Annotated in this window: 16 protein-coding genes; 10 read left to right on the top strand and 6 right to left on the bottom strand. The window is 48.2% G+C overall.

Going from position 1 to position 14218, the window contains the following annotated elements; translation table 11 throughout:
- Entirely contained in the window at positions 1 to 573 is a 573-nt protein-coding gene (locus EH243_RS16650) for a YajG family lipoprotein (protein ID WP_164549147.1), read from the top strand.
- A gap of 6 nt (positions 574 to 579) precedes the next feature.
- Here the strand turns inward: EH243_RS16650 and EH243_RS16645 are convergent, their stop codons facing one another.
- The gene (locus EH243_RS16645; RefSeq protein ID WP_126159792.1) at positions 580 to 1248 is read right to left on the bottom strand and encodes a DNA-3-methyladenine glycosylase I; all 669 of its coding nucleotides are present in this window, start codon (positions 1246 to 1248) and stop codon (positions 580 to 582) included.
- 3 nt (positions 1249 to 1251) lie between these two features.
- The gene (gene msrB / locus EH243_RS16640; RefSeq protein ID WP_126159791.1) at positions 1252 to 1662 is read right to left on the bottom strand and encodes a peptide-methionine (R)-S-oxide reductase MsrB; all 411 of its coding nucleotides are present in this window, start codon (positions 1660 to 1662) and stop codon (positions 1252 to 1254) included.
- A gap of 166 nt (positions 1663 to 1828) precedes the next feature.
- Here msrB and EH243_RS16635 point away from each other — a divergent pair, with 166 nt between their 5' ends.
- Entirely contained in the window at positions 1829 to 3046 is a 1218-nt protein-coding gene (locus EH243_RS16635; RefSeq protein ID WP_126159790.1) for a pyridoxal phosphate-dependent aminotransferase, read from the top strand.
- Between the two features lie 245 nt (positions 3047 to 3291).
- Positions 3292 to 3660, top strand: coding sequence for a hypothetical protein (locus EH243_RS16630; RefSeq protein ID WP_126159789.1), 369 nt, complete (start codon positions 3292 to 3294; stop codon positions 3658 to 3660).
- A 96-nt stretch (positions 3661 to 3756) separates the two neighbouring features.
- On the opposite strand, the gene EH243_RS16625 is transcribed toward EH243_RS16630, so the two are convergent.
- Both EH243_RS16625 and EH243_RS16620 read right to left on the bottom strand, forming a co-directional pair.
- Positions 3757 to 4239 carry a hypothetical protein gene (locus tag EH243_RS16625; RefSeq protein WP_126159788.1) on the bottom strand — a complete coding sequence of 161 codons (483 nt, stop codon included), beginning with the start codon at positions 4237 to 4239 and terminating at the stop codon, positions 3757 to 3759.
- Positions 4240 to 4278: 39 nt separating this feature from the next.
- On the bottom strand, positions 4279 to 5202 hold the full coding sequence (locus EH243_RS16620; RefSeq protein ID WP_126159787.1) for a class I SAM-dependent methyltransferase: 924 nt from the start codon (positions 5200 to 5202) through the stop codon (positions 4279 to 4281).
- A 161-nt stretch (positions 5203 to 5363) separates the two neighbouring features.
- On the opposite strand from EH243_RS16620, the gene htpX reads away from it, so the two are divergent.
- The 3 genes from htpX (at position 5364) to EH243_RS16605 (ending at position 7195) form a co-directional block, all read left to right on the top strand.
- Positions 5364 to 6248, top strand: a complete 885-nt coding sequence (htpX, locus tag EH243_RS16615) for a protease HtpX (RefSeq protein ID WP_126159818.1) — start codon at positions 5364 to 5366, stop codon at positions 6246 to 6248.
- Between the two features lie 377 nt (positions 6249 to 6625).
- Entirely contained in the window at positions 6626 to 6811 is a 186-nt protein-coding gene (locus EH243_RS16610) for a hypothetical protein (protein ID WP_126159786.1), read from the top strand.
- Positions 6812 to 7000: 189 nt separating this feature from the next.
- Positions 7001 to 7195: a PA3496 family putative envelope integrity protein gene (locus tag EH243_RS16605; RefSeq protein ID WP_126159785.1), complete on the top strand. Its 195-nt coding sequence runs from the start codon at positions 7001 to 7003 to the stop codon at positions 7193 to 7195.
- Between the two features lie 27 nt (positions 7196 to 7222).
- On the opposite strand, the gene EH243_RS16600 is transcribed toward EH243_RS16605, so the two are convergent.
- Complete coding sequence (locus EH243_RS16600) at positions 7223 to 9469, bottom strand: YgiQ family radical SAM protein (protein ID WP_126159784.1); 2247 nt, start codon at positions 9467 to 9469, stop codon at positions 7223 to 7225.
- Positions 9470 to 9626: 157 nt separating this feature from the next.
- Here EH243_RS16600 and EH243_RS16595 point away from each other — a divergent pair, with 157 nt between their 5' ends.
- The 3 genes from EH243_RS16595 to EH243_RS16585 all read left to right on the top strand — a co-directional run bounded on the left by EH243_RS16595 (position 9627) and on the right by EH243_RS16585 (position 12977).
- Entirely contained in the window at positions 9627 to 10316 is a 690-nt protein-coding gene (locus EH243_RS16595) for a thioesterase family protein (RefSeq protein WP_126159783.1), read from the top strand.
- A 52-nt stretch (positions 10317 to 10368) separates the two neighbouring features.
- Positions 10369 to 11340 (top strand): hypothetical protein, encoded by a 972-nt coding sequence (locus EH243_RS16590; protein ID WP_126159782.1) that lies wholly within the window; start codon positions 10369 to 10371, stop codon positions 11338 to 11340.
- Positions 11341 to 12164: 824 nt separating this feature from the next.
- Positions 12165 to 12977, top strand: a complete 813-nt coding sequence (locus EH243_RS16585; protein ID WP_241235115.1) for a ferritin-like domain-containing protein — start codon at positions 12165 to 12167, stop codon at positions 12975 to 12977.
- A gap of 348 nt (positions 12978 to 13325) precedes the next feature.
- Here EH243_RS16585 and EH243_RS16580 read toward each other — a convergent pair whose 3' ends face one another.
- Positions 13326 to 13859 (bottom strand): YaeQ family protein, encoded by a 534-nt coding sequence (locus EH243_RS16580; RefSeq protein WP_126159780.1) that lies wholly within the window; start codon positions 13857 to 13859, stop codon positions 13326 to 13328.
- Between the two features lie 81 nt (positions 13860 to 13940).
- Between EH243_RS16580 and EH243_RS16575 the strand changes: the two genes are divergently transcribed.
- Complete coding sequence (locus EH243_RS16575; RefSeq protein WP_126159779.1) at positions 13941 to 14201, top strand: YkgJ family cysteine cluster protein; 261 nt, start codon at positions 13941 to 13943, stop codon at positions 14199 to 14201.
- Positions 14202 to 14218 lie beyond the last annotated feature (17 nt).

The raw sequence follows: 14218 nt of genomic DNA, 5'->3' as shown, positions 1-14218 counted from the left end.
ATGCGCAAAGCCTTCGTTGGAATAATCACCGGTGCGATCCTGTTAACCGGCTGCAGCACCTTTAAACCACATCAGGTATCTATCGAACCACTGCACCCAACGGTAACGACTCAAGCGTCCCTGCCCAGCGACCTGCAGATCGAAGTCCACAGTAAAGATATGCGCAACAGCGATACTATCGGCTATCGCATCAGCCGTTTGAGCGATCGCGCGCCCGTCAACCTGCCAACACCGGCCACCGATGCACTGCAACAGGGCGCTAAAGTCGCAGTTGTGAGACTCGGCGCAGCGCCGGCACTCTCATCAGACACCCGCCTGACCGTTCAATTACAAAACTTAGAATACAGCGCCACGCAAAAAGCACTGCAAGCCGTCAAACTTAACGCCACGATCAACGTCATCGCCGAAAAGCATGGTAAATTCCTCAGCGGCAACTACAGCACAGAGAAGGAGTATCAATATGCGACAACCCCTTCACTGGCCGACAACCAAAAGATGGTTAACGAAATCCTACTCATGACCGTCAACCGAGCGTTCAACGACACCAAACTGATTAACTTTTTAGCCGATTAACCCCGCTTACCACCCCACGGTATAGGATAACAGCCGGCTAATATGCGCCATCGGCCGGCCTGATTCCTGCTGCCATTGATTGAAACAGTTTTGCACTATCTGGAGATCTCGCTTTGAGGTAGGCGATTTATCAATAATATCCTGAGCCTTGAGTGCGGCCACCACATCATCGGTCAGCAGAAAAGTATCCTTACCGATCTGACGTAAAAAATACGCCCCAGACTTCCCACCTAACTGCTGCCCCTGTTTCTTTAGTAATGCCCAAAGCCCAACAAGATCCGTGACCGGCCAGTCGGCGATGAAATTAGCAAAGCTACCGTGTTGCGCCGCTAACTCAGTCACCATCAATGCATTGGCGCGTACCGATTTTATCTTGCCCCAATGCCGAATAATTTGATCATTTTGCATCAGATTTTCTAACTGATCATCGCTCATTAAAATGATTTTTTCAGGATCAAAGCCAAAAAAAGCTAATTCAAAAGCAGGCCACTTGGCATTCACCACCGAATGTTTAATGCCCGCCCGAAACACCCGCAAGCTCATCTCAGATAAAAATCGATCATCGCCGATCCCTTTCAATTCATCGACAGACTTCACCTGGGGCAGCAACGCCTCAATATCCTGCCCAGCCTTATGGGCTGCGACATGCTCATAGAGCCAGTTAAACGACTTCACCGCTTAATTCTCCTCAGCGCTAAAATCAATGGATACAGAGTTGATACAGTAACGCATCCCCGTATCAGTCGGACCATCGGGAAACAGATGTCCCAAATGAGCGCCACAGCCACTACACACCACTTCGGTACGAATCATACCGTGAGAGTTATCGTGATTTTCGGTAATATTTTCCGCCACCGCTGGGGCATCGAAACTCGGCCAACCACAACCTGCATCAAACTTACTTTGGCTCTCAAACAGCTTTTCGCCACAAGCGACACAATGATACTCACCCTCTTTAAAAAACTGATCATACTGACCCGTACCCGGTCGCTCAGTGCCCTTCTCTCGACAGACGTAATACTGCTCGGGTGTCAGCTCTTCACGCCACTGCGCTTCAGTTTTTTTCACTTTAAAATCATGACTTGCCATAAAAAACTCCAATACAGATAACAAAAACGAAAAGATCAATCTGTTACTGTGCAACATCCGCTAAAAAGCGTATTATTTCGATCCTTCGGTAAGCAGCTACCCTTCTCACCTCTATGTTTACTTACCGATCATAGAATATTACAGGACACCACTACAGGATTAATCCATGTCCGTTATCAGAAAATCGAATAAGCTGATCAACGTCTGTTATGACATCCGCGGCCCCGTCCTTCAAGAAGCTAAACGTCTTGAAGAAGAGGGCCAACGTATAATCAAACTGAATATCGGCAACCCCGCCCCCTTCGGCTTCGATGCGCCGGAAGAGATCGTTCAAGACGTTATTTACAATCTACCTTCCGCACAGGGTTACTGTGACTCAAAAGGCCTGTTTTCTGCCCGCAAGGCCGTCATGCAGGAAAGCCAGAAAAAAGGCATCAAAAACGTCACTATCGAGGATATTTTTCTCGGCAACGGCGTCAGCGAACTGATCGTGATGGCGACTCAGGGCCTCTTGAATGACAATGATGAGCTCCTTATCCCTGCGCCAGACTATCCACTCTGGACGGCGGCAGCAAGTCTCGCCGGCGGCAACCCCATCCATTACCATTGCGACGAGCAAAATGGCTGGGCACCAGACATAGCGGATATCCGCAGTAAAATCACTGAACGCACTAAGGGGATTGTCGTCATCAACCCCAATAACCCGACAGGTGCGGTCTACTCAGAAGCCATTCTGTTGCAGATCATCGCCTTGGCGGAAGAGTTCGGTTTGATTATTTTTGCCGATGAGATCTACGACAAAATCACCTACGATGATGCTCAGCACATTCCCCTCGCCTCTCTCAGCGATGAGGTTTTTTGCATTACCTTTAATGGACTATCTAAGGCCTACCGCGCAGCGGGATTCCGCTCCGGCTGGATGATTATTACAGGCCCCAAGCATCAAGCCCGTGATTATATCGAAGGTTTGGACATGCTGGCCAGTATGCGTCTATGCGCTAACGTTCCAGCGCAACATGCGATCCAAACGGCACTAGGCGGCTATCAGAGCATTAATGAGCTAACCGCCCCCGGCGGACGCTTATATGAGCAGTGCAATATCGCCTGGCAAAAGCTTAATGAAATACCAGGGGTCTCCTGCGTTAAGGCACAGGGGTCACTCTACCTATTTGCCAAACTAGACCCTGACGTTTACCCGATCAAAAACGATGAGAAGATGGCGCTGGATCTACTACAGCAACAGAAAGTACTCATTGTTCAGGGCAGCGGGTTTAATGTGCCAGATACTCAGCACTTCCGTCTTGTATGCTTACCCCGTGAAGATGAACTGATTGAAGCGATCGAGCGGATTGGCCTATTTCTGAAAAACTACTCTCAGGCATAGTTTTTTTGATGAGCGATCGAAAGGTCGCTTTTTTATTTCACCCATCAAGCGCTATACTGAGTCATCTTTCTGTTACAAAATAGACGTATAATTTAGCCGCCTTACAGCTTAGGCCAGCTAAAGAATAAACTCATGAAAGATAAACATAAGGAAACAGCACGCTCAGCGGGTATTTAGCAGGCGCTAAAACCAAAGGCTAGGCGGCAACACATCCTTAACGATTAACTTACTCTCGCGGAATCAGTATGTTTATTAAGATCAAGAAAAATTGCGGTATCTACATGGAACACAATGGCATGGAGAAGAATCATATCCTGCCGGTCACCAGTAACTTTCTGATCAACCTAGGTCATGCAGCCGAGATCTCTTTTTATACCATCAAAGAGGCCAAAACACGTTACGACCTCGAAGGTCATAAGATCAGCGTGCCGCCGCACACCCGAATCATTCATTTACAGATGGCTTACCGCTACTCAAGCACCAAAGAAAAGATTGGCGACACCAAAGGCAGCATCGTAGAACGTAATTTTTATAAATTTTACTTCAAGCCAGAAGAGATGGGCCAATACGAAGAGCTCCGTACCCATATCGAAAAACACGTTCTAAATCTCTGATTTTCAAAAGCCCAAACCACAGCATACAAAAAAGGCAGCTCAATGAGCTGCCTTTTATAAATCAATAGATCAGCCTAAGGGCTGAGCGCTTACCCGTTACGCGTCCCTATCAGAATGCACTCGCAAGACCGCTTCGATAATATGATCGACATCATTCATCGCCCGATGCTGACGCCACTGCCCCTTGCAGATCAACTTATACGTTAACAACTCATCTGGGCTCAACAAGGCTGGCAAACCGATCAAACGAAACGCCATCGTCTCTCCGGTCGCCTCAAACAGTCGGCTAAGCCAGAAACTATCGAACTCCCAAGCATCGCTGAGCACATCCAGACCCTGCAACTGCTCATTCAATCGCTGGCAAGCAACGTCTGCCGTCACGCCCTTTTCGCGCAACTCAGACACGCACAGGTTATGTAGCTCTTCCGCATACTCATCCCAGAAATCCCAGCCAGGGACCGAATCCGGATTGATTAAAAAGCTATCACTCTGGCCCGCCGTACTTTTCCAGGCGACTTCTATCGGATAGGAGTGAGGCCCTAGGCCACTGGCTTCCAAATCCAGGCAGATCAAATTCATAACATTCCTGATTAGCTAATCACTTTACTTTCTAACGGGTTAGCCCGTCTTTTGAAATAACAGCACCTTCAGTGCTTGCTCAGGGTCCCGGTCCGGAAAATCCTCCGGATGGGCAATACGTTCACAATACGTAAACTCAGGACAGCAATCGTCCACCAGCTGTAATAAAAAGTCACTCCCAAGTTCAGGGGAGTTAAGACAGAGTAACACCTGCCCACCGTCCACCGTCAACTCAGGCAAACGCCGCAATACTTTGCGGTAATCATCAGTGGCGACAAAGCTACCCCGCTGAAAACTCGGCGGATCAATAACCACCAAGTCATAAGGCCCTTCCCGCTTAAGCCGACCCCATGAACGAAACAGGTCATGACCTAAAAACTTCACCTGATCGGTGGGTAGCTGATTAAGACGATGGTTTTCCCGGCCGGTACTCAGTGCACCACGGCTCATATCTAGATTAACCACCCCACTAGCACCACCCGCGATAGCGGCCACCGAGAAACCACAGGTGTAAGCAAACAGGTTCAAGACACGCTTATCCTGACTGTTATGTCGCACCCAGCGCCGTCCTTCCCGCATATCTAAAAATAAACCACTATTCTGGTTCTTCAAGGGACGCACATGGTATTGCAAGCCAAGCTCTGTCACTTGCAATAACTGCTCGGGGTCTACTGTACCGTTATTCCATCGAATTTCGACACTATTTTCCCGGCGGTAGCGATGCTGTACAACCAGAGCATCCGGCTTAATCGTCTCATCGAGCTGCTGAAAAAACTGATCCAACCGCTCAATCAACGCAACCGGATGCGCTTCAAACAACCGGATAATCACCACGGGAGGCAAAAGATCGATAATCAACTGCTCATATCCGGGAAAACAACGCCCTCGGCCATGAAATAAACGTCGAACCTCTCCCTGAGATAGGCCAAGCTGGGTAGAAATAGAATCAAAAATAGCTTGCATAGAAGGTCCGCTCAGACATGCATCATGGTAAAAGGGCGCGATTATAGTAACCCATCCCGCATTGGGCTAGTTTTTTATCCCCTAAAACGAAAAAGCAGTTGAAACTTATTCTCATCGCCTATATCTATATCAACAACTTCACTACAAAGAGCTACCCTATCATGATGCGAATCGGTCTATTCCTATTAACTAACATTGCGGTCATTGCCCTCGCCAGCATAACGCTCAGTTTGTTCGGCGTAGGATCCATCCTACAGGCAAATGGTGTTGATATGGATCTTGGCAATCTACTGGCCTTCTGTGCGGTATTTGGATTTGCGGGCTCCTTCGTATCACTGTTTTTATCTAAATTTATGGCTAAAAGAAGCAGCGGTACAGAAATCATCACCCAAGCACGTACGGCTGATGAACAATGGCTGCTCGATACCGTTAAAGAATTAGCCGATAAAGCGAAGATAGGAATGCCGGAAGTCGGTATTTTCCCCGCTCAACAGGCCAACGCTTTCGCCACCGGCTGGAATAAAAACAGCGCCCTTGTCGCCGTCAGTATCGGTTTGCTGCAACGTTTTCGTAAAGAGGAGATCAAGGCAGTATTGGCCCACGAAATAGGTCACGTTGCTAACGGAGACATGGTCACCTTGACTCTGATTCAGGGCGTGGTAAACACCTTCGTCATGTTCTTTGCACGCATTATCGGTCACTTTGTGGATCGGGCAATCTTGAAAAACGAACAGGGGCACGGTATCGGCTACTTTATCACCACAATCGTGGCTGAGATCGTACTAGGCATATTGGCTTCAACCATCGTTGCATGGTTTAGTCGCCGTCGAGAGTTTAAAGCCGATGAAGCAGGTGCAACACTCGCCTCCCCCCACGCGATGATTGGCGCATTGCAACGCCTAAAAGCGGAATACAATGTACCCGACCAGATGCCTGAAACACTCATCGCCTTCGGCATCAGCAGCCATATGAAACATGGCTTTATGGCACTTCTATCAAGCCATCCACCGCTTGATGATCGTATCGCCGCCCTGCAAAAATTCTAATGCTTTGATTCTAAAAAACGCCTAACTCTAGGCGTTTTTTTTCGTCTCAACAATGCCTCAAATCCGGTGATCTATGTTCCGCCCCTTAGCACTCTCTCCGCATAAGCGCCTGACATAAGCTCTTAACATAAATTCTTAGCATGAGCTTCCAGATATCCTACTAGCATCACTTCCAAATTTAGCTAGTTATTCTTACTTTCAAAAAATTCATGAAAAATATAATTCAATTAAAAAAAATCATTTTACGCCAAAAATTTTTACCTCATAATCGGCAATGACGCGAACCTGCAAGGCAAGCGGGTTTGAGCATGTGATCAATAAGTATTGGCGAATCTCGATAAGAGATGAACAGCCAAATTCATGTGAAGAGCGAAGCCATGACAAAACAAGAAAATATTACCGATGATCTCGATATCGTCGATGACATACTAGATGATGACATCGATTTAGAGATCGACGCTAAAGAAAAAAAGTTCTGCTGTGATGCCGAAAAAAGAAGACGCATTGAGTTACTGATTGAGCAGCGTCGCCTAGAACAGGAATTACGAGAATTCTACGATTAAAGGCAGCCTTGACTGCCTTTTTATTACACCCTCGCGCTAGCCCTCTAACGCAGCACTGTCTCGCCTACATAATACCCAGCAGCAACCTGTCATCTTGGCATTATAAAACCTTAATCCCGCCGTCACACCAACGTCATTAATAAAGGGTTTGATTGATCCACCGACAACACAACCCCTTGGTCAGTAGTTATGAGTAATAAAATTCGCCTAGATGCGCTAGTCACTGAAAACTTAGATGAGATGGATAATGATTTCTTCATCGACCCTGAGCCAGGTCGACAGAAAAAAATCGCGAGGAAAAATCGTAAACGCAAAATGATTGAAGATTATATGGAGGATCGCTCACTCAAGCAGCATCTGAGAGAATCATATGATCTTTACTGAGCGAAGATAAAACAGCAGCACTCAACATCAGTGCTGCTGTTTTTTAATACTGCTCGGCCCTTTACGTTTCTTGGCAGGACGCCCTGCTGACACTTTTTTGCTCTTCTGTGCCTGTTTCGCGGCCATCCGCGTGCCGCTTACACCTTTCACAGCCTTAGTATTCTCTCGACGCTTAGGCGCCTCCTCAGGCGTTACCAGATGACCAGGCTTAGTGCCGATAAGATCTTCTCGGCCCATCTCCTTTAATTTCACCCGCAGATCTGACCAGTTTTCCGGATCGTGATAACGCAGCAGAGTTTTATGTGCTTTACGTTGCGCTTTATCTTTAGGGATATACAGCGTCTCACTCTTATAGGTAATCTGCTTTAGAGGATTCTTTTCCGAATGGTACATCGCCGTGGCCAGCGACATCGGTGAGGGATAAAAATTCTGTACCTGATCGACTTTGACATCATTCTGCTTTAACCACAGCGATAGACTCAACATGTCGTCATCGTCACAACCAGGATGCGCCGCGATAAAGTACGGGATTAGGTATTGCTTCTTACCCGCCTCAGCCGAGAACTGATCAAACATATTTTTGAAGTCATAATAGGTATCCATACCCGGCTTCATCATTTTACTCAGGGTGTTTTGTTCACTGTGCTCCGGCGCGATTTTAAGGTAGCCGCCCACATGGTAGGTCACCAGCTCCCGTACATACTCAGGATCTTTAACCGCTAAGTCATAACGCAGCCCTGAAGCGATGGCTATATTATGAATCCCCTCCATTTTACGGGCTTTACGGTATAGCTCGGTGGTCTGACTATGGTCCGTCACTAGGTTGCTACAGATCGTCGGATAAACACAGGACAGCTTACGACAATTCGATTGAATATCATCATCGTTGCAGTTCAGAAAATACATATTGGATGTCGGACCACCGAGGTCAGAGATCGACCCAGTAAAGCCCGGCACCTTGTCCCGTATCTCAGCCATCTCATTCAATATCGATTCATGGGAGCGGCTTTGAATAATACGGCCCTCATGCTCAGTAATAGAACAGAAGGTACAACCACCGAAACATCCGCGCATAATATTGATTGAAAAACGGATCATATCGTATGCAGGGATTTTATCCTTGCCATAGGAAGGATGAGGCACCCGCTGATAGGGCAAACCAAAGACGCCATCCATCTCTGGTGTTTCCAGCGGAATAGGCGGCGGATTAACCCACAACTCTCGATTGCCATGTTTCTGTATCAATGCTCGCGCATTGTGAGGGTTTGATTCCTGATGTAACACCCGAGAGGTATGTGCATAGAGCGCCGAATCTTTAGCCACTTTATCGAACGAAGGCAAACGAATATAAGTCGTTTCAGGATCCAGTTTCTCTTTACGCTTGAGCGGCATCGGAATAATCCGTATCGGCGAGATATGTTCATCCGCCTCAGACTCGGCTGGTGCAACAGAACTATCCGCCCCGCAGCGCTTAGTCGTAGGGTCGATTAACTTCTCCGCACCGCTTTGATCGGTACCAAAATCGTAAGGGTTCGGTAGTTTATCGATATTACCCGGCCAATCGATACGACTCGAATCAAGCTCAACATAGCCCGCAGGAGGGGCCTGCCGCAAAATAGCGGTACCGCGGATATTCGACAGCTCATCAATAGTTTTACCCGCCGCAAGGCCATGACTCAGCTCAACAATCGCCCGTTCCGCATTGCCATACAGTAGGATATCGGCGGTGGCATCGAGCAACACTGAACGACGCACTTTGTTGCTCCAATAGTCATATTGCGCGATGCGACGTAAGCTCGCCTCAATACCGCCCAACACAACGGGCACATCGTTCCATGCCTCCTTACAACGCTGGCTGTAAACAATGACCGCTCGGTCGGGGCGTTTGCCACCCTTACCACCCGCGGTGTAAGCATCATCATGACGTAACCGCAGATCAGCCGTATAACGATTGATCATTGAATCCATATTGCCGGCGGTAATACCAAAATAGAGGTTCGGTTTGCCCAAACTCATAAAGGCATCAGCACTGCGCCAGTCGGGTTGCGCAATAATACCCACGCGAAACCCTTGGGCTTCGAGTAACCGGCCCATCACGGCCATACCAAAACTCGGATGATCGACATAGGCATCACCGGTGACAATGATAATATCGCAACTATCCCAGCCTAGTTGATCCATCTCCTCCCGTGTCGTCGGCAAAAAAGGAGCAATGCCATAGCATTCAGCCCAATAACGGGGATAGGAAAATAGATCAGGGGCAGTTTTTTTCATGGAAATATCAGGAGGCAACTATAAATTAGGAGGATGCTAATTGTCGCAGAAACGGCCTCCGACAGATAGTAAAACCGTATTGCTTCTCGATGTTAGCTGGGCCTGCGGGCATAGTCATAGTAAAATGGTCGGAATTAAACACCAATGATTGAAAAGTATGAGCAGAGAAAAGCCCACCCCACCCGGCGATTATGAGTGCTGCGAAAGCGGCTGCTCCCCCTGCGTCTGGGATACTTACTATGAAGACCTAAACGCTTGGAATGCAGAACAAAAAGCAGCTAAAGAAGCCGCCAAAGACACGCAGCAAGCCACCACCGCACCAACTAGCGAAACACAAGGAGCTACACCCATGTCGGACCGAGCGTCGGTTATCTACCGCACCCATATCAAGCCTGAATGGATCGATTACAACAACCATATGAATGTGGCTTACTACGTTTTGATTTTTGATCTCGCTGGCACCGAATTGGTCAGCCAGATGGGCCTGAGTGAAGCTGAAACCAAAGCCACTCAAATCTCGTGGATGATTTTGGAAAATCATATTACTTATAACAACGAAGTGGTACTCAACCAACCCGTCGAGGTTCGTTGTCAGCTGGTCGATCATGACAGCAAACGGTTACACCTCTACTTTGAAATGTTCGCACAGAACCCAGATGGCAGTGAATACTTAGCGTCAACCTTAGAGCAGATGGCGATGTGTGTTGATCTGAGTAGCCGCAGTAGCAGCCCATTTCCAGCTCCTGTCTTGCAACAGATTCAAAGCATGGCAGAACAACAAGCTACCCTCGCTTCACCAAGCGGGATAGGCCGTCGCATCGGCATTCGCCGTCAAGCTGCTAAATAACATTCCCTCAATAGGGCTAAGCTACGGCTTTTGTTAACCATCAGGAAATACTGTGGACAGAGACACACTGGAAAGAGCGGCACAACGAGGCATCATCTCGCAACAGCAGTTGCAGCAGCTGATTCTGTTCAGCACCGCGGACCATAACGATGAGCCTATCGGTGAAGAGCAGTTGCGTTTTGTGCGCAATTTTGGCGATATTTTCATCACCCTAGGGGTGCTATTCGTCACCTTTTCGGTCGCGGTGATGCATCTGAATCAACTTGAATGGCTACTGCCCGCTGGCCTCTTTCTCGGGGCCGCGGAGTGGTTAGTACGGATTCGTCGACTCGCCCTACCCGGTATCGCTATTCTAGTATCTATACTTTATTTTCTCAGTAAAGCATTGGGTATTACTGAATTCGACACAGCCACTCTGCCGTTTCTCATACTCAGTGGCGCCTCGTTACTCTTTTATCTTCGCTACCGCATGCCCTTTAGTTTGCTACCCGCGGCGGCAGGCTTAATCGCCGCCACCGTCAGCATGATTGGCATCGATATACTGCAACACCAGATACTTTTTTCACTGCTCGGATTCATGGTTTTCTTGATCGCCATGGGTTTCGATGCTCGTGACCGTCAACGGCAGTTACGCGCCAGTGATTGTGGTTTCTGGCTCCACCTGCTGGCATCCCCGCTGATCGTGCATGGCATGATGACCTCGATTCTCTTTAGTGATTCAGGGCTATTAGAGCTAGGGACCAATCGTGAAATCGCCCTATTAGTTTTCTTTGTTGTTTTTCTACTCACCGCGCTCTTTGTTGACCGTCGAGCGATGCTGGTATCAAGCCTATCCTATGCAATTTATGCCATTTTCCAGGTTGTCAGCAGCAACCTGTTAGATGGTCATAATTTACCCTTGATGATCTTTATCTTCTTCGGCGTATTTATCATTCTATTCGGGACTTACTGGTATAAACTCAGACGGTTGATCTTCGCTCCACTGCGCAATAGCGCCTTGGCACGATTAGTCCCTGAACTCTAACCGAACAGACGAACGCGCCAACCCACATCCAACTAGACACCGCTATCAGACCGATCCATAACGGCCTGATAGCGAGTCGATATCGCTCAACCTGTACTCTCCCTTAATTTGGCCGCTTTTCTAGCTGAAAAATGATCCGCTACATTGGCCCCACAAGACTACTGATTTGCTCTAATATTTAACCATTCAACGAGGTTAAATTATGTGCTATTTAAAACGTTTTTTTGTACCGATCACCTGCCTACTACTGACGCTATCCTTAAACAGTTACGCGCAGGATATCCATGGTGGTCTCTCTATCAATGCTGGCCATCTACAGTTACGTATCAGTGACCGGCATATCGGTGCATTCCCATACGCCGAGCGCTCCGTTCGTTATCGCCACACAATGGAGCGTCGACAATATCATCACGCGCCAACTTACCGATCAAACCGACATTCGAGCAGCTACCCGCGATATCCCTCGGATACAGGCTATCAAAGAGGCATTATCCGTTCACACTCATACCTATTGCCGAATAACCGTGGCTATCACAGTCGCCAGCCTATGCATAAACACAAAATTCATCATTCAGACCTATCACGTCGACACTCATTAAATAGATATCCGAGTGATCGCAGATCTTATGACCGTGCGCCACCGCGCCATCATTACCGGCACGACTAACCATTATTCGTGAGGTTATTACCGGTCATCCAGCAGAAACCACTCAGCATAAAAAAATCAGACCTGATTGAATCAATAAATAGTATTCATACTCTCCACGGCAAGGCGTTCAACGGGTACAATGCTCAGCGATTGTTATCAACCGAACGGAAACCCCTTGCAAAACTTATACGCGCAAACCAAAGAGGCGTTCCTCACCGCAGATCCAGACCTCAAGATTCAACTGACCCAGCAGGCCGTCAGCCGCTGGAATGCGGGTGAATTAGAATGGCTCGATGGCGACACACCGGAATATCTCCAGCAACCTGGCCAGCCAGACAAACCAGACATAGTCTTACCGTCTGACGTAAACGCACGTAAGTTTGGCAAGGAAGAGGGTCGCGCAGCGCTCATTCATTCCCTCGCGCATATCGAGTTGACGGCGGTCAATTTAGCATTGGATGCCGTGTACCGTTATCGTGATATGCCGCAAGCATTTTACGCCGACTGGATGCAGTGCGCGGCCGAAGAAGCCAACCATTTTATGGCCCTACGCGGCCGTCTTCGAGAGATGGGTTATGACTACGGCAGCTTTAAAGCCCACGGCGAACTCTGGGGCATGGCCATCGACACCGCGGATGATATGTTAGAGCGGATGGGCATCGTACACCGAGCGCTTGAAGCGCGGGCGCTGGATGTCATCCCCAAAGCGATTCAGCGGTTTGATCAAGCGGGTGATAGCAGAATGATTGAAATCCTCACCATGATCGGTAATGAAGAGATCGGTCACGTCAGCTCCGGCACCCGTTGGTACCATTATCAATGCCAACAGCGACAACTCGAGCCGAACCAAACCTTCATTGACCTGCTATGGAAATATATGAAAGGCCCCCTAAAAGGCCCGCTTAATCACGAAGCTCGGTTGCAAGCAGGATTTACCGAACAGGAAATGACGATGATAAAGATGATGAAGCAAACAGGAAAAAGCTGATTTTTATCTAGTGCAACTTCGACTAACGCCTATAAAACCCCAATAAAAACAAGTCATTATAAAAATCTCTTGTCCCATATAGGCTACCCAAACTGGGTAATACTGAGCCTCGATTTAAGACCCATGAATTGCACCCAGTACAAAAAAGTATAGACTGTTGTTTATCCGGGCCCTTCTTGGCCGATACACGGCTCTACCTTCCAGCGGAGCCTTCCCTTGCAGTGGGGCCCGGGTCTCTTACCGTTTTAAGCCAGTCCGCATTGAAAAATCACTCCAGAAACCGCTTTACAAAGCATCTATCACTACCGACTGCCCCGCAGTATTTAGCGTCATTTCCCAAAGCAAAACTTACTCTAAACGGTCGACCTGTAAACTCAGGTGGTGAGTGTTATCGCTCAAAAACAGCTCACCATCACTGATCGTCAAAGATAGCTGCATACTGCGGCCGACAAAACAGTCTAGCTGCGCCACTTCACTATCATGGAATCGCCAAACGCTGACTTTCGGCAACTCGGCTAATGTCTTGCCCTGCTTACCCCACCAGACATCCACTTCACGACCATAGGCATAGAGTGAGATTTTTGGCGCGCGGCTCACCGCTTTACGCAATCGTTCGGGAGAGGCCTGGCCCAATTCGATCCAATGCTCAACGACGCCATCAGGACCTACCTGCCACAGCTCCGGCTCATCGGTGCTGGACAGCCCACGCGTAAAGCTTAAATCCTGATGATAGTTAAGACCGTAAACCAACAGCCGCACCATCATCCGCTGCAAGGTTTCAGAAGGATGCTGCGCCAATGTCAGATGACAGGTTTCATAACAATGACGATCCGTATCACTCAGTTGCAGTTCGACTTTATAAATTGTTGGCTTAAGCGCCATAGGATTTAACCTTATTTTGGAGGGCTTTTATTAGACAGGATGCGCTATTATAACGCTTTACCCTGCGGATAAAATTACTCTATGAAATGCCGTCCCCACTGTGGCGCTTGTTGTATTGCCCCTCAGATCAGCACACCTATACCCAACATGCCAGAAGGTAAGCCTGCGGGGGTGCCCTGCGCCAACCTAGATGATGAATTTAACTGCACGATTTGGAATACAGCATCCTTTCCTCCCCTGTGCCACAAGTTTCAGGCCAACATAGAACACTGCGGCGAAACCCAACAGCAGGCATTAACGATTCTCTCGCGATGGGAACAACAAACCGCACCGGATATTTAACCCCGCGGGGCAAGTCC

It is taken from the genome of Amphritea opalescens (assembly GCF_003957515.1).
Classification (GTDB): Bacteria; Pseudomonadota; Gammaproteobacteria; order Pseudomonadales; family Balneatricaceae; genus Amphritea; species Amphritea opalescens.
Note: the sequence above shows the minus strand (reverse complement) of the source record. Positions and strands in the feature narration are given on the sequence as shown.